The sequence below is a fragment of the Allobosea sp. MMO-172 genome, from assembly GCF_037147855.1.
GTDB lineage: Bacteria > Pseudomonadota > Alphaproteobacteria > Rhizobiales > Beijerinckiaceae > Allobosea.
The window spans coordinates 133,456-154,507 of the sequence record NZ_JBBCUM010000013.1; the positions used below are offsets into that span (position 1 = coordinate 133,456).

At 66.6% G+C, this 21,052-nt stretch carries 19 protein-coding genes and 1 tRNA gene; 11 read left to right on the top strand and 9 right to left on the bottom strand.

Going from position 1 to position 21,052, the window contains the following annotated elements; translation table 11 throughout:
- Positions 1–26: 26 nt before the first annotated feature.
- The 3 genes from WFK61_RS19090 to WFK61_RS19100 all read right to left on the bottom strand — a co-directional run bounded on the left by WFK61_RS19090 (position 27) and on the right by WFK61_RS19100 (position 4,300).
- The gene (locus tag WFK61_RS19090) at positions 27–1,412 is read right to left on the bottom strand and encodes a class II 3-deoxy-7-phosphoheptulonate synthase (RefSeq protein ID WP_336813665.1); all 1,386 of its coding nucleotides are present in this window, start codon (positions 1,410–1,412) and stop codon (positions 27–29) included.
- A 253-nt stretch (positions 1,413–1,665) separates the two neighbouring features.
- Positions 1,666–3,036 (bottom strand): glutathione-disulfide reductase, encoded by a 1,371-nt coding sequence (gene gor / locus WFK61_RS19095; protein ID WP_336813666.1) that lies wholly within the window; start codon positions 3,034–3,036, stop codon positions 1,666–1,668.
- A complete protein-coding gene (locus WFK61_RS19100) occupies positions 3,029–4,300 on the bottom strand; it encodes an O-antigen ligase family protein (RefSeq protein WP_336813667.1) in 1,272 nt (423 codons plus the stop codon). The genes gor and WFK61_RS19100 overlap by 8 nt, the downstream gene beginning before the upstream one ends.
- Positions 4,301–4,526: 226 nt before the next feature.
- Between WFK61_RS19100 and WFK61_RS19105 the strand changes: the two genes are divergently transcribed.
- The 3 genes from WFK61_RS19105 to WFK61_RS19115 all read left to right on the top strand — a co-directional run bounded on the left by WFK61_RS19105 (position 4,527) and on the right by WFK61_RS19115 (position 7,584).
- Positions 4,527–5,492, top strand: a complete 966-nt coding sequence (locus tag WFK61_RS19105; RefSeq protein WP_336813668.1) for a Bug family tripartite tricarboxylate transporter substrate binding protein — start codon at positions 4,527–4,529, stop codon at positions 5,490–5,492.
- Positions 5,493–5,591: 99 nt separating this feature from the next.
- Entirely contained in the window at positions 5,592–6,071 is a 480-nt protein-coding gene (locus WFK61_RS19110) for a tripartite tricarboxylate transporter TctB family protein (RefSeq protein ID WP_336813669.1), read from the top strand.
- A gap of 13 nt (positions 6,072–6,084) precedes the next feature.
- Positions 6,085–7,584: a tripartite tricarboxylate transporter permease gene (locus tag WFK61_RS19115; RefSeq protein WP_336813670.1), complete on the top strand. Its 1,500-nt coding sequence runs from the start codon at positions 6,085–6,087 to the stop codon at positions 7,582–7,584.
- Here WFK61_RS19115 and WFK61_RS19120 read toward each other — a convergent pair.
- Positions 7,565–8,608: an SDR family oxidoreductase gene (locus WFK61_RS19120; protein WP_336813671.1), complete on the bottom strand. Its 1,044-nt coding sequence runs from the start codon at positions 8,606–8,608 to the stop codon at positions 7,565–7,567. The genes WFK61_RS19115 and WFK61_RS19120 overlap by 20 nt on opposite strands.
- 174 nt (positions 8,609–8,782) lie before the next feature.
- Here WFK61_RS19120 and WFK61_RS19125 point away from each other — a divergent pair, with 174 nt between their 5' ends.
- Complete coding sequence (locus WFK61_RS19125) at positions 8,783–10,213, top strand: APC family permease (protein ID WP_336813672.1); 1,431 nt, start codon at positions 8,783–8,785, stop codon at positions 10,211–10,213.
- A gap of 85 nt (positions 10,214–10,298) precedes the next feature.
- On the opposite strand, the gene WFK61_RS19130 is transcribed toward WFK61_RS19125, so the two are convergent.
- The 3 genes from WFK61_RS19130 to WFK61_RS19140 all read right to left on the bottom strand — a co-directional run bounded on the left by WFK61_RS19130 (position 10,299) and on the right by WFK61_RS19140 (position 12,075).
- Positions 10,299–10,796 (bottom strand): DUF2059 domain-containing protein, encoded by a 498-nt coding sequence (locus WFK61_RS19130; protein ID WP_336813673.1) that lies wholly within the window; start codon positions 10,794–10,796, stop codon positions 10,299–10,301.
- Between the two features lie 111 nt (positions 10,797–10,907).
- Positions 10,908–11,609, bottom strand: coding sequence for a ribose-5-phosphate isomerase RpiA (rpiA, locus tag WFK61_RS19135; RefSeq protein ID WP_336813674.1), 702 nt, complete (start codon positions 11,607–11,609; stop codon positions 10,908–10,910).
- A gap of 109 nt (positions 11,610–11,718) precedes the next feature.
- Entirely contained in the window at positions 11,719–12,075 is a 357-nt protein-coding gene (locus WFK61_RS19140; protein ID WP_336813703.1) for a hypothetical protein, read from the bottom strand.
- Between the two features lie 168 nt (positions 12,076–12,243).
- On the opposite strand from WFK61_RS19140, the gene gph reads away from it, so the two are divergent.
- The 3 genes from gph to WFK61_RS19155 all read left to right on the top strand — a co-directional run bounded on the left by gph (position 12,244) and on the right by WFK61_RS19155 (position 14,545).
- Complete coding sequence (gene gph, locus WFK61_RS19145) at positions 12,244–12,942, top strand: phosphoglycolate phosphatase (protein WP_336813675.1); 699 nt, start codon at positions 12,244–12,246, stop codon at positions 12,940–12,942.
- 28 nt (positions 12,943–12,970) lie between these two features.
- Positions 12,971–13,045 (top strand) — tRNA-Val (locus WFK61_RS19150).
- A gap of 447 nt (positions 13,046–13,492) precedes the next feature.
- Positions 13,493–14,545 (top strand): acyltransferase family protein, encoded by a 1,053-nt coding sequence (locus WFK61_RS19155; RefSeq protein WP_336813676.1) that lies wholly within the window; start codon positions 13,493–13,495, stop codon positions 14,543–14,545.
- Positions 14,546–15,104: 559 nt separating this feature from the next.
- Here WFK61_RS19155 and WFK61_RS19160 read toward each other — a convergent pair.
- Positions 15,105–16,163 carry a hypothetical protein gene (locus WFK61_RS19160; RefSeq protein WP_336813677.1) on the bottom strand — a complete coding sequence of 353 codons (1,059 nt, stop codon included), beginning with the start codon at positions 16,161–16,163 and terminating at the stop codon, positions 15,105–15,107.
- A gap of 157 nt (positions 16,164–16,320) precedes the next feature.
- Here WFK61_RS19160 and WFK61_RS19165 point away from each other — a divergent pair, with 157 nt between their 5' ends.
- The 3 genes from WFK61_RS19165 to kynU all read left to right on the top strand — a co-directional run bounded on the left by WFK61_RS19165 (position 16,321) and on the right by kynU (position 19,437).
- Positions 16,321–17,253: a lytic transglycosylase domain-containing protein gene (locus tag WFK61_RS19165; RefSeq protein ID WP_442896331.1), complete on the top strand. Its 933-nt coding sequence runs from the start codon at positions 16,321–16,323 to the stop codon at positions 17,251–17,253.
- Positions 17,254–17,431: 178 nt separating this feature from the next.
- Complete coding sequence (locus WFK61_RS19170) at positions 17,432–18,010, top strand: L,D-transpeptidase (RefSeq protein WP_336813679.1); 579 nt, start codon at positions 17,432–17,434, stop codon at positions 18,008–18,010.
- Between the two features lie 170 nt (positions 18,011–18,180).
- A complete protein-coding gene (kynU, locus tag WFK61_RS19175) occupies positions 18,181–19,437 on the top strand; it encodes a kynureninase (RefSeq protein ID WP_442896332.1) in 1,257 nt (418 codons plus the stop codon).
- Between the two features lie 10 nt (positions 19,438–19,447).
- Here the strand turns inward: kynU and WFK61_RS19180 are convergent, their stop codons facing one another.
- On the bottom strand, positions 19,448–19,810 hold the full coding sequence (locus WFK61_RS19180; protein ID WP_336813681.1) for a gamma-butyrobetaine hydroxylase family protein: 363 nt from the start codon (positions 19,808–19,810) through the stop codon (positions 19,448–19,450).
- 160 nt (positions 19,811–19,970) lie between these two features.
- On the opposite strand from WFK61_RS19180, the gene moaA reads away from it, so the two are divergent.
- Complete coding sequence (moaA, locus tag WFK61_RS19185; protein ID WP_336813704.1) at positions 19,971–20,984, top strand: GTP 3',8-cyclase MoaA; 1,014 nt, start codon at positions 19,971–19,973, stop codon at positions 20,982–20,984.
- The last annotated feature ends 68 nt before the right edge of the window (positions 20,985–21,052 follow it).

Here is a 21,052-nt window from a genome sequence, read left to right on the forward strand (position 1 = left end):
TTGTTTTCCGGCGAAGGCGAGACGCCTTACTCGGCCGCCTCGACCTCGGGCCGTGCCCGGCCGGCGCGCTGGCGCTTGACCAGCTCGGCGACGATGAAGGCGAGTTCCAGCGCCTGCTCCGCGTTGAGGCGCGGGTCGCAGAAGGTGTGGTAGCGGTCGTTGAGGTCCGCATCCGTCATCCCGCGCGCGCCACCGGTGCATTCGGTGACGTTCTTGCCGGTCATCTCCAGATGCAGGCCGCCGGCATGGGTGCCCTCGGCCTCATGGACAGCGAAGAAGTTCTTCACCTCGCCCAGGATCAGATCGAAGGGCCGGGTCTTGTAGCCGCTGGCGGCCTTGACCGTGTTGCCGTGCATCGGATCGCAGGACCAGACGACATTGCGGCCTTCCCGCTTCGTCGCCCGGACCAGCGCCGGCAGATGATCGAAGACCTTGTCGGCGCCGAAACGCGCGATCAGCGTCAGGCGGCCCGCCTGGTTCTGCGGATCGAGCACGTCGATCAGCTTGAGCAGGCCATCGACCGTGGTCGAGGGGCCGCATTTCAGGCCGATCGGGTTCTTGATGCCGCGGAAGAACTCGACATGGGCGTGGTCGATCTGGCGCGTGCGATCACCGATCCAGAGCATGTGCCCGGAAGTGTCGTACCATTCGCCAGTGGTCGAATCCGTCCGCGTCATCGCCTGCTCGTAGCCGAGCAGCAGCGCCTCGTGGCTGGTGTAGAAGTCGGTCGTGCGCATCTCCGGATGGGTCTCCGGGTCGATGCCGATGGCGCGCATGAATTCCAGCGCCTCGGTGATGCGCTCGGCCACCTCCTGGTAGCGATGCGACTGCGGGCTATCCTTGACGAAGCCGAGCATCCAGCGATGCGCGTTGTCGAGATTGGCGTAGCCGCCGGTCGCGAAAGCGCGGATCAGGTTCAGCGTCGCCGCCGACTGGCGATAGCCCTCGAGCTGGCGGCGCGGATCGGGGATGCGCGCCTCGGCCGTGAACTCGTTGTCGTTGACGATATCGCCCTTGTAGCTCGGCAACTCGACGCCGCCGATCGTCTCGGTCGGAGCCGAACGCGGCTTGGCGAACTGGCCGGCGATACGGCCGACCTTCACCACCGGCGAGCCGCCGGCGAAGGTCAGGACGACCGCCATCTGCAGGAACAGACGGAAGAAATCGCGGATATTGTCGGCCGAATGCTCGGCGAAGCTCTCGGCGCAATCGCCCCCCTGCAGCAGGAAGGCTTCACCGGCGGCGACCTTGCTCAACGCCCGTTTGAGCTTGCGCGCCTCGCCTGCAAAAACGAGCGGCGGGAAGCCGGCGAGCTGCTGCTCGACCGCCTTCAAGGCTGCCTGGTCCGGATATTCCGGAATCTGCTGGACGGGCTTGGCCCTCCAGCTCTCTGGCGTCCACCGCTCGGACATGGGACTTACGTGCTCCTGACTGTGAGATCGCGCATCGTTAACCTCTTGGTAGCGCGAAGGGGCGGCTATACACCCATGAAGTGGGAATGGCCACCGTCTGGCGGAAGCCCTTGCGGCAGGCCACCCTTCCATTCCACGGACGCATCACGAATGGCGATCTTCAGCGACAGGGTAACCGCCGCCGCGCTGTACCGCGGCAACGGCCTGCCATCCTGATTCAAGCGCCTCACAGGCTCGTTCGACGCGGATGCCGCTAGCCCACGCGCGGCGTACGCATGGTCACCAGTTCCTCGGCCGCGCTCGGATGCAGCGCGACGGTGCGGTCGAAATCGGCCTTGGTCGCGCCCATCGTGACCGCGATCCCGACCGCCTGGACGATCTCGCCGGCGTCGTGCCCGAGAATGTGAACGCCGAGCACCTTGTCCGATCGCGCATCGACGACGAGCTTCATGTAGATGCGCTCCTGACGACCGGAGATCGTCGCCTTCATCGGGCGGAAGCCGGATTCGAAGACCTTGACCTCATGGCCGGCGGCCACCGCCTGCGCTTCCGACAGACCGACCGTGCCCACCTCCGGCGTGGTGAAGACGGCCGAGGCGATGGTGGCATGATCCACCGTCCAGTTGCGGCCGCCGAAGGTCGAGTCGGCGAAGGCATGGCCCTCGCGGATCGCGACCGGCGTCAGATTGACCCGGTTGGTGACATCGCCCACGGCGTGGATGGAAGGCACGCTGCTGGCCGAGGCGGCATCGACCTTGATCTCGCCGAGCGGCCCCATCGCGACGCCGGCGCTCTCGAGGCCGAGCCCCTTCGTATTGGGCCGGCGGCCGGTGGCGACGAGGATGACATCGGCATCGATCGGCTCGCCCTTGGCGCAATGGGCGCGGCGGGTGCCGTCGGCTAGCTCCTCGATCCGGTCGATCGTGCAGCCGAGCCGCAAGGTAATGCCGGCATGGACGAGCGCGTCGCGCAGCCGGGTGCGGATATCCTCGTCGAAGCCGCGCAGGATATTGTCACCCCGGTGCAGGACCGTCACCGCAACGCCGAGCCTTGCGAACAGGCTGGCGAATTCCAGCGCGATATAGCCGCCACCGACGACCAGAAGGCGCTTCGGCAGCGCCGGCAGATTGAAGACCTCGTTGGAGGAGATGCCGAGCTCACCGCCGGGGATCGGCGGGTCGAAGGACGGCCAGCCGCCGGTCGCAACGAGGATATGCCGGGCGCGGATCACCTCGCCGCTCTTCACCAGCCGGACCTGATGCGGCCCCTCGACGACCGCGCGCTCCTCGCGGATCGTGACCTTGGCGCCCTCCAGCCCCTTGCGATAGAGCCCGGAGAGACGGGTGACCTCGTTGGCCACCGCATCGCGCAGGGTCGCCCAGTCGAAGACCGGCGCCTGCGGCAAGGTCCAGCCGAAGCCGGCGGCATCCTCGAAATCCTCGGCGAAGCGGCTGGCGTAGACGAAGAGCTTCTTCGGCACGCAGCCGCGGATGACGCAGGTGCCGCCAATGCGGTCTTCCTCGGCGATCATGACGCGGGCACCATGGCCGGCGGCGATGCGCGCGGCGCGCGTGCCGCCCGAACCGGCACCGATGACGAAGAGATCGACATCGAATTCAGACATGGTCTTCTCCCTGGGGCGTAGCAGCGCCCGGACCGAACCAGAGCACCGCAGCCCCCAGAACGGCAATCCACCAGCCCTGCCAGGCGCCGTGCCCGACGACGGAAATCGCGAAGGCGGCGACAAACAGCGCAAGGCGCGGCGCCATCTCCCGCGCCGGCAGGTGGCGCAGGCGCATCAACAACAGCAGGCCCGCCACGATGAGGATGCCCGCTCCGACCGCCCCGGTCTCGGCCCAGGCCTGCAGGGGCATGTCGTGCGGATGGCCCGCCCCGAGAAGCTGGCGATGCGCGGGGGCGACCTCCACGGCCACCGGATGATCCTGCATGCTGGCCGAGGTCCCGAAGCCGGCGCCGGCCAGCGGCCTTGCCCGCGCGACCTCTCCGAAACTGTGCCAGATATCGATGCGGGCCTGCCCGGTCATCACGGTGAAGCGGTTCAGGATCAGCGAGGGCAGCCAGTTCTGGGCGGCGATGCCGAGCACGGGCGCCACGATCATGGCGAGGAGAAAGCCGCACCCTGCAGCCGTCAGCGTCAGGCGCGGCCAGAGCGCCGACAGCCCCCAGCAGAGGGCGCAGACAGCGACACCGAGCCGGGCCGAGGCGCTTTCCGAGCGCAAAGTCAGAACAGCGACGGCAAGGGCCAGAACCACCGCGAGGATGCGGTCGGAGCGGCGCGCGCCCGGCAGGTTCCACAGCCCGTGAATCACCGGAATGGCCAGAACGAGCGCGGTGATCACAGGGCGGTTGAAGACGAAGCCCATCAGCTTGCCGACCCCGAGTGCCGCCCGCTGCGAAAGCCCGGAGGCAAGCTCGAACATCACCAGCAGGCAGGCGAGGATGATCGCCAGCGCGAGCGCGCGCAGCCAGGCGGGGCGCGGCCGGAACTGGCCTGAGACGGCAATGGCGAGAGCGAAGACGATCGGCAGCACGAGCTCGCCCCAGGCCCGCAAGGACGCTCCCGGCCGGTGGCTCCACAGGATCGAGACGAGGGCCCAGCCGAGGAAAGCCGCCACCGCCAGGCCGAGCGGCGTCGCGAACAGGCGCCGCGCCCGCCCGGCGAACGCACCCGCCTGGCCCGACGCGAAGGCAGCGGCGACGAAGGGGATGACCGCGAGGCCGAGCACGAGCGTCGCCGAGCGGTTGGCCAGCCACATCGCCAGCGGCATCAGCACCATCGCAGCCACACCGATCGCAATCAGGCGCGACGGCACCTCCCCGCGGTTCGGCGCGGAATCGTGGCGATCGGCGAGACGCGGCTGGCTCATGGCTTGCGCTTACGCGATCGCAGGAAGCGCCGCCAGCGTGTTGTCATGGGAGCGGTGCTACAGTCGTAGAACGAACGGTGTAGATTCTGTCGTCAACAAGCGCCTCGACCGAAAATTCTTGACTTCCGATTATGCAATCAGGCGCAATTGACGACCGGCGCGGCAAGCTGCCACAGGCGAGCGGCCTTTAAGAAACCCGCGGCAATGCCCGCAAGCGGAGGAATTCATGCTGACATCCATCCTGAAGCGTACGGCCCTGACGGCGGTGGCGCTGGCTGCCCTCTCGACGGGCGCCTTCGCCCAGCTCAACGAATTGAAGATCATGGCCCCCGCGGCGCCGGGCGGCGGCTGGGACGGCACGGCCCGCTCGATGCAGCAGGCGCTGACCTCGGCCGGCATCGTCAAGAGCGTGCAGGTCAACAACGTTACCGGCGCGGGCGGCACCATCGGCCTCGCCCAGCTGATCGGCGCCAAGGGCGACGGCCACCAGCTGATGGTCAACGGCTTCGTCATGGTCGGCGCCATCCTGCTCAACAAGTCGCCGGTCAACCTGACCCAGGTCACGCCGATCGCGCGCCTCACCGCCGAGGCCGAGGTCATCGTCGTCCCGACGGAATCGCCGCTCAAGACCGCCAAGGATCTGGCCGAGCGCCTGAAGGCCGACCCGGCCAAGGTGACCTGGGCCGGCGGCTCGGCCGGCGGCACGGACCACATCCTCGCCGCGCTGTTCGCGCAGGCCGTCGGCGCCGATGCCAAGAAGATCAACTACATCCCGTTCTCGGGCGGCGGCGAAGCGCTTGCAGCCATGCTCGGCGGGCGCGTCACGGCCGGCGTCTCCGGCTATGGCGAGTTCGAAGGCCAGATCAAGGCCGGCAAGCTGCGCGTGCTCGCAGTCTCCTCGTCGAAGCGCCTCGACAACGCCCCGGACGCGCCCACGCTCAAGGAGCAGGGCATCGATCTCGAGCTGCTGAACTGGCGCTCGGTCGTCGCCCCTCCCGGCCTCTCGGCCGAGCAGACCAAGGCCCTGATCGACACGGTCGAGAAGATGGTCAAGTCGAAGGAGTGGCAGGAGATCCTCAAGGCTCGCGGCTGGGATGATTCCTTCCTCGCCGGCGCCGCCTTCGACGCCTTCCTGAAGGCCGAGATCGAGCGCGTCTCCAAGGTCATGACCGAAGTCGGCCTGGTGAAGTAAGCCAGCCGAAACGCCAAAATATGCGGGGGCCGGGAAACCGGCCCCTTTTCCAACCGCCAGAAGCGCCTAAAAGCGCCGGACACGACTGCGGGAACGCCCATGACCAACGACACGCGCACGCAAGGTGCCAACAAGCCCGCCCTGGTGGTTGGCGTCCTGCTGCTGATCGTCGCCGTCCTCGTCGGCTATGACGCCTCGCAGCAGACCATCACCTCGAATTACGGCGTCGGCCCGACCGCGATGCCTTATGTCGTGGCAGCCGGGCTCGTCATCCTCGGGCTCTCGCATTTCGTGGTCGCGTTCCGCGAAGGGTTGCCGCAGCCGGAAGAGGCCGACAACCCCGCCCTGCTCTGGATCGCCGGCGGACTGATCTTCCTGATTGCCTGCATCGGACTCGGCGGCGGCTTCATCATCGCCATCGCCGTGGTCTTCGCCTGCACCGCCCGCGGCATGGGCCGCCAAGCCCTGGCTGTCGACTTCGTGATCGGCTTCGTGCTCGGCCTCGTCATCTACCTCGTCTTCGCCAAGCTCCTGACGCTGATCCTGCCGTCGGGTCCGCTCGAGCGCCTGTTCCTCTGAGGAGAGCCCGACCATGGATACCCTGCTCTCCCTGTTATCCGGCTTCGGCGTCGCGCTCGAGCCCTCCAAGCTGATGTTCTGCCTGATCGGCGTGTTCCTCGGCACGGCCGTCGGCGTGCTGCCGGGCATCGGCCCGGCGCTGACCGTCGCGCTGCTGCTGCCGGTGACCTTCAAGCTCGATCCGGCGGGATCGCTGATCATGTTCGCCGGCATCTACTATGGCGGCATGTATGGCGGCTCGACCACCGCGATCCTGCTCAACGCGCCCGGCGAAAGCGCCTCGCTCGCCACAGCGCTCGAAGGTTCCAAGATGGCCAAGGCCGGCCGCGGCGGCCCTGCCCTCGCGACCTCGGCGATCGGCTCCTTCGTCGCCGGCCTGATCGCGACGATCGGGCTCGCCTTCCTCGCGCCCTGGCTCGTCCAGATCGCGGTGAAGTTCGGCCCCTGGGACTATTTCGCGCTGATGATCGTCGCCTTCGTCACGGTCTCGGCGACCTTCGGCGACTCGCCTTTGCGTGGCCTCACCAGCCTGTTCCTCGGCATCGCGCTCGGCCTCATCGGCATCGACAAGCTGACCGGACAGGCGCGCCTGACCTTCGGCGTGCCGGAACTGCTCAACGGCATCGAGGTCACCACGCTGGCCGTCGGCCTGTTCGCGGTGGGCGAGGCCTTCTACGTCGCCTCCAAGCGTGCCCGCGATCCCGAGGAGATCATCCCGATCAAGGGCTCCCTGTGGATGACGAAGGAAGACTGGAAGCGTTCCTGGGCGCCCTGGCTGCGCGGCACCGCTTTCGGCTTCCCGATCGGCGCGCTGCCGGCCGGCGGCGCCGAGGTTCCGACCTTCCTGAGCTATTCGACCGAGCGCAAGCTCTGCAAATACCCGGAGGAGTTCGGCAAGGGCGCGATCGAGGGCGTCGCCGGGCCGGAAGCGGCCAACAACGCCTCGGCGGCTGGCACGCTGGTGCCGCTCCTGACGCTCGGCCTGCCAACTTCGGCGACAGCCGCGATCATGCTCGCCGGCTTCCAGCAATACGGGCTCAATCCCGGCCCGCTGCTCTTCGCCGAGAAGCCCGATCTGGTCTGGGGCCTGATCGCCTCGCTGTTCATCGCCAACGTCATGCTGGTGATCCTGAACCTGCCGCTCATCGGGCTCTGGGTTAGGCTGCTGGCGATCCCGCAGCCCTGGCTCTATGCCGGCATCCTCGTCTTCGCGACAATGGGCACGCTCGCGGTCAACGGTTCGCCGGTCGAGCTCACCATGCTCTTCCTGTTCGGCTTCCTCGGCTACCTGATGCGCCGCTACGACTACCCGGTCGCGCCGATGGTGGTGGGCCTGATCCTCGGACCGATGGCGGAGCAGCAATTGCGCCGCGCGCTCCAGATCAGCCTCGGCGATCCGATGATCCTGCTGGAGAACCCGATCTCGGCGACCCTGCTCGGCATCGCCTTCGTCGCGCTGGTCGCGCCCTTCGCGATGAAGGGGCTGAACAAGTTCAAGGCCGCCGAGGACTGACCAGTCCGAGCCGGACGAGGCTCTCGCCGGTGGCGACGAGAGCCTCCTTCGCCGGACGCGGCTGCCAGCCCAGCATGGCCTGCGCCTTGGCGCTCGTCGCCGTCTTGCTGCGGCCGAGCTCCGGCGTCGCCGCCTGACGCGCCGTCGCGCTGAAGCGCGCGGCGAAGCGCACCAGCCAATCCGGCAGCACGCGGGTCGAGACCCGCTCGGCACTCGCGCCGAGGCCGTCCTTCAGCGCCTGGGCGATCGCCTGCATCGTCATGAAATCGCCGGCCGTCGCCAGGAAGCGCTCGCCGGCCGCCGCCGCATCGGTCATGGCGCGCAGGTGCAGGTCGGCGACATCGCGCACGTCGACCACACCGAACATCAGGCGCGGCACCGCCCAGAGCCTCCCCTCCAGCATGGTCTTGACCAGCAGGATCGAGGCCGAGAGATCCGGCCCGAGCAGCGGCCCGAAGATGCCGACGGGGTTGACGACCGCCAACTCCAGCCCCTGCCCTTCGCCATCGACGAACTCCCAGGCGGCACGCTCGGCCAGCGTCTTGGATTTCGGGTAGGCAGCAAGATCGGGCGCGGCGGCATTCGTCCAGTCGCGCTCGTCATAGGGGCGCTTCACCACCCGGCCATAGCCGATCGCGGCGAAGGAAGAGGTCAGGACGACACGCTTCACCCCGGCCCGATGCGCGGCACGAAGCACGCGCAGCGTGCCCTCTCGCGCCGGACGGATCAGCTCGTCCTCGTCTTTCGGGGCCGCAGCGGCAAGCGGCGACGCGACGTGGAGGGCATAGGCGCAGCCGGCCGCCGCCTCGTCCCAGCCCTCGTCGCGCATCAGATCGGCAACGGCGACCTGCAACCGGCCGCCCGCATCCATCCCGGCGCCGCGCAGCGCGGCCCGGAGCGCGCCCTCGCGCGCCGGATCGCGCAGCGTCGTGCGGACGTCATAGCCCGCCTTCAGCAGCGACAGGATGCAATGCCCCGCGAGGAAGCCCGAGCCTCCGGTCACCAGAACAAGGTCACGAGTCATGCTGCCGGCTCCGATCGTCCACTTCGACCGTTCGGCCATAGCGCCGGTTTCGGCATGATGCCAGAGCGCAGCAGACCGCTGGATAGAGCAGGCCGGCCGGTGAACAATTACGGCGGAACTGTGTTGTCCCAGAGCCGGCATCGGCAGCGATGCCGCGGCAGAGGGAGGCTATCGATGAGCGATACCACGCTTGGCGTGCAGGCCGGCACCGGCCAACCCGCCGCCGCAGAACCCAGCCTGCACCGCGTCATGGGGCCATGGCTGCTGCTGCTCTTCATCGTCGGAGACATCCTGGGCACGGGCATCTACGCCCTCACCGGACAGGTCGCGAACCAGGTCGGCGGTGTCGTCTGGCTGCCCTTTCTCGTCGCCTTCGCCGTCGCGATGGTGACCGCTTTCAGCTATCTCGAACTCGTCACGAAATATCCGCAGGCCGCCGGCGCCGCGCTCTATACGCACAAGGCCTTCGGCGTGCATTTCATCACCTTCATCGTCGCCTTCGCGGTGATGTGCTCAGGGATAACCTCGGCCTCGACAGCCTCGCGCGCCTTCGCGGCCAACATGTCCAACGCCTTCGGGCTGGGCTTGTCCGGCGGCATCGGCATCACGCTGATCGGGCTCGGTTTCATGGCGATCGTCGCGATCGTGAACCTGCGCGGCGTCGGCGAGAGCGTGAAGGCCAATGTCGTGCTGACCTGCGTCGAGCTCACCGGCCTGCTTATCATCATCACCATCGGCATGATGGCGATCGCGGCCGGACAGGGCGATGTCTCGCGCGTCATGCAGTTCAAGACGACGGCTGATGGCGGCGTGTTCTGGCCGGTCATCGCGGCGACGACGCTGGCCTTCTTCGCCATGGTCGGCTTCGAGGACTCGGTCAATATGGCCGAGGAGACCAAGGATCCGAGCCGCATCTTCCCCAAGATCCTGCTCGCCGGCCTGTTCATCACCGGCGTGATCTATGTACTGGTCTCGGTCTCGGCGATCACGCTCGTTCCGCCCGAGCAGCTCGGGGAAGGCGAGACGCCGCTGCTCAAGGTCGTGCAGGCCGGCGCGCCGAATTTCCCGATCTGGATCTTCGGCTTCATCACCATGTTCGCGGTCGCCAACAGCGCGCTGATCAACATGCTGATGGCGAGCCGGCTGGTCTATGGCATGAGCCGCGAGCATGTGCTGCCGCCCATTCTTGGCAAGGTCCATGCGACGCGGCGCACGCCCTATGTCGCGATCGGCTTCACCAGCCTGCTCGCCTTTGCGCTGATCACCTTCGTCGGCGAGGTGCCGGCGCTCGGCGGCACGACCGCGCTGCTGCTGCTCTGCGTCTTCACCGTGGTGAACATCGCCGTGCTGGTGCTGCGCAAGGACACGGTCGACCATGCGCATTTCCGCACGCCCACCTTCCTGCCGATCATCGGTGCCCTCTCCTGCGCCTTCCTGGCTGGGCCGTGGACCGGGCGCGCCTCGGTCCAGTACACGATCGCCGGCGTGCTGATCGGCGTCGGCGTGCTGCTCTGGGTGGTCACGGTCATCGTCAACCGCAAGACCGGCACCGCGCTCGGCGACCCGCGGATGGAGGATATCGGCGGTCGCGGCCCCGTGAACTGACCGCAGCCGGTGCTCCCAAAGAAAAAGGGCCGGCGATCGCTCGCCGGCCCATTCTCATAACCTGACGCTCAAGTAGCGCGTCGGCTCACAGGTTGTGGCCGCGCTTGCGCATTTCCTGCGAGAAGCGGTCGAACAGGTACTGGCTGGTCTGAACCACCCAGGGCTGCAGGACGGTCAGGAGATCGTCCATCGCCTCGCGGCGCAAGGCATTGTAGCGCTGGCCGACCGGGGACTTGAAGAAGGCGGCGACGTCCTTGAGATCCGCCTCGCTCATCTTCCGGGCGAAGATCTCGGTCGCCGTCTTGGCCATCTCGTCGGCGCGCTTCTCGGCTTCCGGCTTCAGGGCCGCGAGGACGGCATCGGCATCCTTCTTGGCCTCCGGCCGGGTCGCGAGCAGGCCCTGCGCGCTCGCCTCGAACTCGTTGAAGATATTCGTGATGTTCGCCGTGACGCCAGTCACGTCGACGACCTCGCGCGCCACCTGCAAGTGGCTCGGCGTCAGCGCCGGAGCCTGAGCGAAGGCGGGAGCAGCGCAGACGAGCGCCAGACCAAAGGCCGCCCGGACGAGAGAACGACGGATCATACGTTGAAACCCCTTTATCAGCTGGCCATGGCCGAAGCGCGTTTGCGCTGTCGACCATGCCGGACCGGTCATTGTGGCGCGTTCCTTAGCGTGGATTGCGCCGGAATGGAATCATTCGATCCTGCCGATGAGCTTGAGGCCATCGGCCCCCGCCAGGATGGCGCCAGCGGCCAGCCCGATGAACAGGCCGTGCTCGACGACGCCGGGCACGATGTTCAGCGCCTGCGCCAGCAATTCCGGACGCTCGATCGTGCCGAGATGGGCGTCGAGGATGTAATGGCCGCCATCGGTGACCAGCGTCGTGCCGTCCGGCTTCTGGCGCAGCGATAGCCGGCCTTCCGCGCCGGAGGCGGCGATGGCGGCAGCCACAGCCCGGCGCGTCGCTTCCAGCCCGAAGGGCACGACCTCGATCGGCAGCGGGAAGCGACCGAGCGTCTGTACCAGCTTGCCGTCATCGGCGATCACGATCATGCGCGCGGAAGCGGCCGCGACGATCTTTTCGCGCAGCAGGGCCGCGCCACCGCCCTTGATCAGGCGCAGCTGCGGGTCGACCTCGTCAGCCCCATCGACGGTGAGATCGAGCTCCGGCGTCTCTTCGAGAGTCGACATCGGGATGCCCAGCGAAACCGCCTGAGCCTGCGTCGCCTCGGAGGTGGAGACGCAGAGCACCTCGAATCCCTCCGCGACCTTGGCGCCGAGCAGATCGACGAAATGCTTCGCCGTCGAGCCGGTGCCGAGACCGAGCCGCATGCCCGGCCGCACGAGTTCGAGCGCGCGCGCAGCGGCCTGCTTCTTCAGATCGTCGGCATTCATGGGGTTCGTCCGGCTCAGCTTGTGGAAAACGCCTGCCGCCCAAGCCGGACGACGGCGCTCTCCTGCCCCGGCGACGCCAGCGAGTCCAGCGCGCGGAGGCCTCCCGGCGTCATTTCGTCTGGGGCGTGCACACCGTCTTGTCGTCGAAGACGTAGCAGATGCTCATCTCGCCGGTGCGGATATTGACCCGGAAAATGCCGCCCTCCTTCTCATGGCGCGACGGCATCAGGCCGTAATCGCTCGGCGCCTGGGGACCTGCCCCCTCGCCCGACGGGAAGCAGACGGTCAGGCCGACGCCGCCCTCCTTGAGCTGGAACTGGCAGGCTCCGACCTCGCCCGTCGCCTTGTCGATCCGATAGACGCGGTTGAGATCGGTCTGCGGCGCGGGCGCGAACTCGAAAGGCCCGGCCCAGGCCGGCCCCGCCATCGCAAGCAGCAGCGCTGCGATTCCAGCCCGTCTTCCCATGAAATTCGACATGATGATCTTCCCTGCCGCCGGCCGCGCGACGAATCGCGCGCACGATACCATCTCGCGCGGCAAATTTGGGGAGGCGCACGCGCGGGACTTGCCAGCCCGGCCGCGACGACCTTTAACCGAATCCTGCCCGCGCGAATCATCCCGAAGGTTTCGACCATGAGTCTGCCCCCGATCGTCGTTTTCGATCTCGACGGAACCCTCGCCGAGACCGCGCCGGACATCATGCGCGTCCTCAACCTGATCCTGGTGCGCGAAGGCCTGGCAGCGTTGCCGCTCGAACGGGCGCGCGAGCTCGTCGGCGCCGGCGTGCGCGTCCTGATCGAGCGCGGCTTCAAGGCCTCGGGCCAGCCGCTCGACTCGGAGAAGCTGGAGCGGCTCTTCGAGGAATTCATGGTGATCTATGCGGAGGATTCGGCCGGCAGCAGCCATCTCTATGACGGCGTGCTCGGCGCGCTCGACGTGCTCGCCGGGCAAGGCTACGCACTCGCGGTCTGCACCAACAAGCCGATCCTGCATACGCGGCTGATCCTCGAGCATTTCGGCATCTCCAGCCGTTTCGCGGCGGTGGCCGGGCGCGACAGCTTCCCTTATTTCAAGCCCGATCCACGCCATCTCACGCTGACGATCGAGGCCGCGAAGGCCGATCCGGCACGGGCCGTGATGATCGGCGATTCCCGCACGGATATCGCGACCGCCCGCGCCGCCGGCATCCCCTCGATCTGCGTGCCCTTCGGCTATACCGACGTGCCGATCGAGACGCTGGAGCCGGATTTCGTCATCCAGCATTTCGACGAGCTGGCCGATGCGGTCGACCGCGTCTTCAAATCTCCTCCCCGCACGTCCTTGACGGCATGAGGCGCGCCGACTAGGAGAGGCCGGGTCCGGGCGATTAGCTCAGCGGTAGAGCACTCCCTTCACACGGGAGGGGTCACAGGTTCGATCCCTGTATCGCCCACCATCCCCCCCTGACATTAAAGCGCTATTCGCTCCAATGGGTTGGCATGCCCGACTTCGGATCGGCACCCGACTACAATGTTCCCACGCCTGACATTTGCCGCGCACGAAAAAGCCGACTGCAGGAACTGGCTTCCTTAGCCTCCGAAGGCGAAGCGACCTCATTCGAGCGTGGCGCCCAGCGGATCCGGCCCGGCCATGAGTTCAGCGGGCGGTGCGCTATAACGAGATCCCAATCGAGTTCGCCATCCGGACCGCAGCAACCGATCCACGATCTCACCGCGGCTCAGGCGGAAGCCGCCAACGAGCCTGAAAAGGCCTCGCTCAAGATTCTGATGACATGCCTTTGTCCTCAGCGAGGCATAACGATACTGGAGTGCATCTCCGGCATGTTGACCAAGCTGCCCTGTAAAAGTACGGAGAGTGACTTCAGATCGACAAGGCGCAGAGAATGAATTCGCCGGAGCTGCGCTACAAAGATACGAACTTTATCACCGGGCTCCGGGCGTTTGCTGCACTCGCTGTCGTGATGATACACACGGGCGGAGCAGGGCTGCGTTCGTTTGGCGTAATCGGAAGCAGACTGGCCGATTCCGGCAGCGCCGGCGTATACGTCTTTTTCGTTATTTCAGGATTCGCTGTAAGCCAGTCGTTTGAGAGCAGCAACTCCTACCAATACTACCTTGTGAAGAGACTGCGCCGGATAGTTCCACTGTATTTTTTCTGGCTATCTGTCTGTATTTTATGGAGCGGCGGCGCGAGCGCTTACAGCATTCTTATGCATGTGACGTTCCTAAGCTTTTTGGATATACAGGTAGCAAACTCCATTATTGGAATCGAATGGACGATTCCTATCGAAATATTTTACTATCTCCTGATCCCAGCCGTTTTGATTTGGGCGAGACGCTTACCTACCTTATGCTTGATCACGCTTTTAGCTTTAACGCTGCACTTGATTTTTCAATTCCTGGCTGCACTCAGCGGCGATAAAACGAGCTTATTGAGGCTTCATTGGAGCCCAATCCCTTACGCATTTAGCTTTTCTCTGGGCATGCTCGCATACCGATTGAAGCAAACATGGAATCCGAAGCCATGGCAAAGCTATGCAGCATGGGCTGCTTCGGCTGCGATATTAGTCGCATACGCCATCAAGCCTGGTGCCTTTAAATTCCTTCGTATCGACGCCCTTGTTTTATTCTCTTCGATTTCGTTCATAATTATAACCTCAACGACAGATTCAAATAATATAATATCAAGATCCGTCCTTTGCAGCAGACCGATTCAATACCTAGGTCTTTGGAGTTATGGAATTTACTTGGCTCATTTGCCGCTAAACGGTATTGTTGTATCAAATTTCAGTTTGACGCCTTTTCCAAATTTTCTTGCGACATCCGCCCTGACCATCGCGATCTCTGCTCTGACTTATTACCTGATCGAGCGACCGGGCCAGAGGTGGCGAGCTAAGGTCGAGTCGAAGCACGATATCAAGATGGCCTCCGCCTAGAGAATGTCCGTTGAGCATTGGATCGACATGGCGTGACGAGCTCGGATCCGGGTGATCCATGTTCCTTGGCTTTCAGAGCCCACGGCGATCGGCATCGGCAGGCAGGTTCGCGACCGCCGTGTTGCCCCGAAGGCCTTCATCCCCCTGAGGTCAGTTTTCGCGCCGTCGAGCGCTCTGTTGCGCTCAGCGAGCGCCGTGTCCGCCAGAAACCGTGGTTCAACCGACGGGTCAACGGGCAAGGCTCCGTGCAGCGTCGCTCGGATCGTCGACTGGTGCAGTGGCTGCTTGTTCCCTCCCCATGCGAGCCTGTGGGGGGAAGGGAACGCAACCGCCTCCCAACGGTGCGCTCCCTTCCCGCGGGTGCCAGCCCGCATCGCGCCGAGTGCCATGTTCTGCTGGCCCATTCCGAGGCGAGTGAACGGGCTTTAGCCGAGAGAGCCGCGCGGGCCGGTTACGCGCAGATTAAGAGAACGAAAGGCGAGCCGGCCACGACATCGGCCATGATGGCCGCTTTGGGCATTCCGCGAAGTCGGCTACGCCACAGCGCCTGCAAGCAATGTCAGCGCAGCACGACCGCCGCGCCATCGTCCTGCGGCGCGCCGCCCTTGCCAATCCGGGCGAGCTCCTCGCCGAAACGGGCCGCGACCGCCAGCCGGAAATGCAGCTGGTCCCAGTAATTGGCGTCCTGCGTCGTGATCGGCGAGGCATGGGCATAGTCGACGACCGTCGCACCATGGCGGCGAGCGAGCGCGACAACCTCCGCCTTGCAGCGGGCATAGCGCTGCCAGCCGGCCGAGCCCTCGCGCGGATAGGTCGCCAGATGCGCGGGCGGCAGCACCAGCATTACCTGCGTCGTCTTCGGAAAGGCGGCGATGCTTTCCTCCAGCCATGACAGGGCCGGGAAACGCCAGCCCGCACTCTCGGCCGGAGAGACCGAAACGGGTGGCGACAGCGGCGCGAAATCGGAAACCGTGCCGTTACGACCCTCATAGATGTGCCAGCGCGCCCGGGCGAGGTCGTAGCTCGCCTCCGGCGGCGTGAAGACCTCGTACCCGTCGCCGCGGATACGCTCGGGCGACCAGCCGAGCCGATGGGCCATGAGCCGGCCGGCGATCTCCAGATTGGTCAGGTTGAGCAGCCTGGGCCAGTCGCTCCAGCCGACCTCGCGGGTGAACCAGGCCGGCACCGGGCGCGGCGTCACGCGCTTGGCCTCGCTGGTCGCATCCGCCTCGCACCAGGTCATGTCGATGCCCCAGATCAGCTGCTTCGGTGCCCGGACATGCTCCCGCACGAGCCGCGCCATCTGCGTCTGCTCCCAGGGCGTCGCGGCATTCATCGCCAGATTGGCGAAGCGGGCATCGAGGCCGCGCGAGAGCACTTGCGGGTCGAGCAGGCGCATCGTCGAGGTGCCGATCACCGCCGCATCGAAGCGCCCCGAGCGGACGAGCTGCGGATACATGAAGCGCTGGTTGATATCCATGATCGGCCGCGGCTCCTGCCCGGCATGGACGCGCATGCCGAAGGGATCGAGCACCGCGACGAAGGCAAAGAGCAGGGCGGCGCCGACGGCTGCCGCCACCACGAACCATCGCGACCACTTGATCCAGGCCTTCGCCATTCCGGCCTTCCGCTCCGATGCGCCATTCAACCGAGGCGCCACCACCGGCAAGCCGGCGGCAGCGCGGCGTCCTCATCGCACAGGCCAGCGCCTCGTCACAACGCGAAAGGCGCGCCACATGGCCGCAAGCCACCGAACATGGCAGAGAAGACCGATGATGCCCGGCCGCTTCCTTCCCTCGCTCCGTTTGCCGAAAGGGCTCGCGACGCTGCTGCTCGCCGTCGCGCTGCAATCTGCTCCGGCTGTGGCGGCAGAGGAACCGCTGCCGGCCTCGTCGGGCATCCAGGATGCGCTCTGCCGGCTGATCGACGATGCGGCTAGGGCGCAGGGCGTGCCTGCCGCCTTCCTAACGCGACTGATCTTCCAGGAATCGAGCTTCCGACCGGGCGTCACGAGCCCGGCTGGTGCGCAGGGCGTCGCGCAGTTCATGCCCGGCACGGCGCGCGAGCGCGGCCTCATCGATCCCTTCGACCCCGAACAGGCCGTGCCCAAGGCCGCGCATTTCCTGGCGGAGCTGCGTGACCGCTTCGGCAACTGGGGACTTGCGGCCGCGGCCTATAACGGCGGACCGAACCGCGTCGCGGGCTGGCTTGCCGCGCGCAAGGCCGGGCAGACGCGCTTCTTGCCGAGCGAGACCGAGAACTACGTTCTCGCCATCACCGGCCGGTCTGCGGAAGACTGGGCGGATGAGGCGATCGACCGGGCCAATGGCGACGGGCGTTCGCCGCCCATGCCGCCGGCCACGCGCGCCGGCGATCCGCAAGCGAGTTGCGCGCCCACCCTGGTGGCGATCCGGCAGTCGCGCCCTGCCCTTCCGGCGATCGCGGAAGCGCCCTTCGCGCCCTGGGGCGTGCAGCTTGCCGGCAATTTCTCGAAGGCGCGGGCGCTCGCCACGTTCCAGCGGGCCGGCGCGCGCCACCGCGCCATCATCGGGGCGCTGCCGCCGATGGTGATCGGCACGCGCCTGCGCAGCCGCGGCACCCGCGCCTTCTACCGGGTTCGCCTGCCCGCCGCGACGCGGGCCGAGGCCATCGCCTTATGCCGGCGTATTCAGGCCGATCGCGGAGCCTGCGTCGTGCTGCGGAGCTGAACGCCCGCAGGCGATGTTGCATGCGCGCAACGCAGCACGGCAAAGCTCGATCGCTCCCGGCGATGTGATTGCGGCTGGATTGCACGACCCTGGGGAAGCTGACAGGACGTTGAGGAGACGTTGACTTTTCTGCGTCATTTTCGCGACCAGCCGTCCCGACCCGCCCGAGGTTCCTCCGATGATCCGCTCCACCCGTCTGGCCTTGCTCGCCGGCCTTGGCCTGCTCGCTCTGGGCTCCGCCGCCCGAGCCGAAATCGACCCTCTGACCCGCCAGCCGCTCGTCCAGTACGTGGACCCGGCCAAGGCGCAGGCCACCGCCATTCCGCGTGAGGTCGTCAACTACTCGACGAAGCACAGCCCGGGCACGATCGTGATCGATTCGGCCGAGCGCCGCCTGTACTACGTGATGCCGGACGGCAAGGCGATGCGCTACGGCGTCGGCGTCGGCCGCCCCGGCTTCGACTGGGCGGGCACCCAGACCATCTCGCGCAAGCAGGAATGGCCGACCTGGACGCCGCCGGCCCAGATGCTGAAGCGCCGGCCCGACCTGCCGCGCTTCATGCCGGGCGGCCCGGACAACCCGATGGGCGCCCGCGCGCTCTATCTCGGCTCGACCCTCTACCGCATCCACGGCTCGAACGAGCCGGAGACGATCGGCCAGGCGGTCTCCTCGGGCTGCATCCGCATGCTCAACGAGGACGTGATCGATCTTTACGAACGCGCCAAGGTCGGCACCCGCGTCGTCGTCGCGCGCTGAGCCTGCAAGAACGTTCCGATGAAAAGGCCGGCGGCGACGCCGGCCTTTTTTCGTTGGCGCGGCGTCAACCGCTTGGACGCGGCGCCGATGCCTGACTAGGCTGCCGAGCCGGCTCCGTATCAGGGGTACGGCCGGCACGGCTTACGGCTAAGGCGGGGGTACGAATGAGCCTGGCATCGCTCGACACGGCAGCGTTGACCGAAGAGATGACGCGGCGCGATGCAGCGGACCCGCTGCGGCATCTGCGCGAGCGCTTTCATGTTCCCGCCGGCATGATCTATCTCGCCGGCAATTCGCTTGGCCCTGCGCCGGTCGCCGCCTTCCGCGACATGGAGGCCGCCATGCGGCAGGAATGGGCGGAAGGGCTGGTGAAGAGCTGGAACGATGCCGGCTGGTTCGCACTGGTCGGCACGCTCGGAGACCGGCTCGGCCGCCTGATCGGCGCCGCGCCCGGCCAGACAGTGGCCTGCGACTCGGTTTCCGTGAACATCTACAAGGCCCTGCATGCCGCTCTGGCGCTGCGCCCCGGTCGAAACGCGATCGTCGCCGAAGGCGGCAGCTTCCCGACCGATCTCTATGTCGCCGAAGGCGTCGTCGCCGGGCGGCCGGGTCTCGTCCTGAAGCTCGAAGGCGTCGATGCCGCGCGGATCGAAGACCTGATCGACGAGAATACTGCGGCCGTGCTGGTCAACCATGTCGACTACAAGACCGGCGCCTTGCGCGACATGGCGGCACTGACCCGATTGGTCCATGACAAGGGAGCGGTTGTGGTCTGGGACCTCTGCCACAGCGCAGGGGTCATCCCGGTCGATCTCGATGGAGCCGAGGCCGATCTCGCGGTCGGCTGCACCTATAAGTACCTGAACTGCGGCCCCGGCGCGCCGGCCTTCATCTATGCGGCGACCCGCCACCACGACGCCCTCTCCCAACCGCTCTCGGGTTGGTGGGGCCATGCCGCGCCCTTCGCTTTCGAGCGCGGCTATCGGCCGGCCGGCGGCATCCAGCGCCTGCTCTGCGGTACCCAGCCGATCCTTTCGATGCGCGTGCTCGATGCCGGGCTCGGCGCGATCGAGGACGTCCCGCTCTCCGCCCTGCGGGCCAAGAGCCTCGCCCTGACCGATCTGTTCATGGAGCTGGTCGAACCTGCCTGCCGCGCCCGTGGCGCCACGATCGTGACGCCGCGCGACCCTGCCACGCGCGGCAGCCAGGTCTCGATCGCTTTCGAGAACGGGTTTGCCGTGATCCAGGCCTTGATCGCGCGCGGCGTGATCGGCGACTTCCGGGCGCCTGACACGATGCGCTTCGGCTTCGCGCCAGCCTATCTCGGCTATGCGGACGTACAGCGCGCCGCCGAGGCCTTCAACGAGGTCCTGACCGGCGGATTGTGGCGCGACGAGCGTTATACAAAGCGTCGCGCTGTTACCTGACGGGCGCGGCTCAGCGCTTCCGCTCGCGCGACAGGCCCTTCTCGGCCAGCGCCGCGAGATAGGCGCGCATCTTCTCCTCGCCCTGCTCGCCGAGCTCGCGCAGGTAGTCCCAGGCGTAGATGCCGGTCTCGTGCATGTCGTCGAAGCCGAGCCTGACCGCATAATGGCCGACCGGCTCGACCCGGAGGATCTCGACCTCGGCCTTGCCCGGTACGATCGTCTTCTGGCTGGGGTGATGGCCCTGGACCTCGGCGGAGGGGCTTTCGACGCGCAGAAGTTCGGCCGATAATGCGAAGCTCGCTCCGTCCTCGAAGGCGACATGCAGGGTCCGGCGGTCCTTGGAGAGGCGCAGTTCGGTCGGCCAGGATGACATGGGCGGTATTCGTCCTTCGCAGGCTGCCATGAACAGGCGCTTGACCTTCACGGGCGCAGTGCCAATGTCATGCTATAGCAATGTGAAGGCGCGCCCGCATCCTGCGCGGACCGGCCGCTCCACAATGCGGGAACGTGAGGCAGACGTGCTGCTCGACGACATGAAGCCGCTGACGCGGTCGCCTTTGGTCGACCCGTTCGGCCGCAAGATTTCCTACCTGCGCATCTCGGTGACGGATCGCTGCGATTTCCGCTGCGTCTATTGCATGTCCGAGGACATGAAATTCCTGCCGCGCAACGAACTGCTGACGCTGGAGGAGCTCGACCGGATCGCCAGCGCCTTCGTCGCGCGCGGCACCCGCAAGCTGCGCCTGACCGGCGGCGAGCCGCTGGTGCGCCGCGACATCATGAGCCTGTTCCGCTCGCTCTCGCGCCATCTCACCTCGGGCGCGCTGGACGAATTGACGCTGACGACCAACGGCTCGCTTTTGCATCGCTATGCCGACGAGCTCGCCGGCTATGGCGTGCGCCGCATCAACGTCTCGATCGACACGCTCGATCCCGACAAGTTCCGCGAGATCACCCGCCGGGGCGACCTGAAGGTCGTGCTTGCCGGCATCGAGGCGGCGCGTAAGGCCGGCATGCGGGTCAAGATCAACGCGGTGGCGCTGAAGGGCGTCAACGACGACGAGATCGAGCATCTGATGCTCTGGTCGCACGGGCTCGGCATGGACCTGACCCTGATCGAGGTCATGCCGATGGGCGAGATCGAGGTGGGCCGCGTCGACCAGTACCTGCCGCTCTCGGTCGTGCGCGGGCGCCTGATGGACAAGTATACGCTGGTCGACGATCCCTATCGCACCGGCGGGCCGGCGCGCTATGTCCGCGTCAAGGAGACCGGCGGGCTCGTCGGCTTCATCACCCCGCTGACCCATAATTTCTGCGAGAGCTGCAACCGCGTGCGCCTGACCTGCACCGGCACGCTCTACATGTGCCTGGGGCAGGAGGACGCCGCCGACCTGCGCGCGCCGGTCCGGGCCTCGCAGGACGACGCGCTGCTCTTCCGCGCCATGGACGAAGCAATCGCGCGCAAGCCGAAGGGGCACGATTTCATCATCGACCGCCGCCATTCCGGCCCGGCCGTCGGCCGGCACATGAGCGTCACCGGCGGTTGAGCCAGCTGGAACGGGCTCGGTCCATCTGAGCCCTCATCCTGAGGAGCGCCGGGCTGAGACAGGCCGCA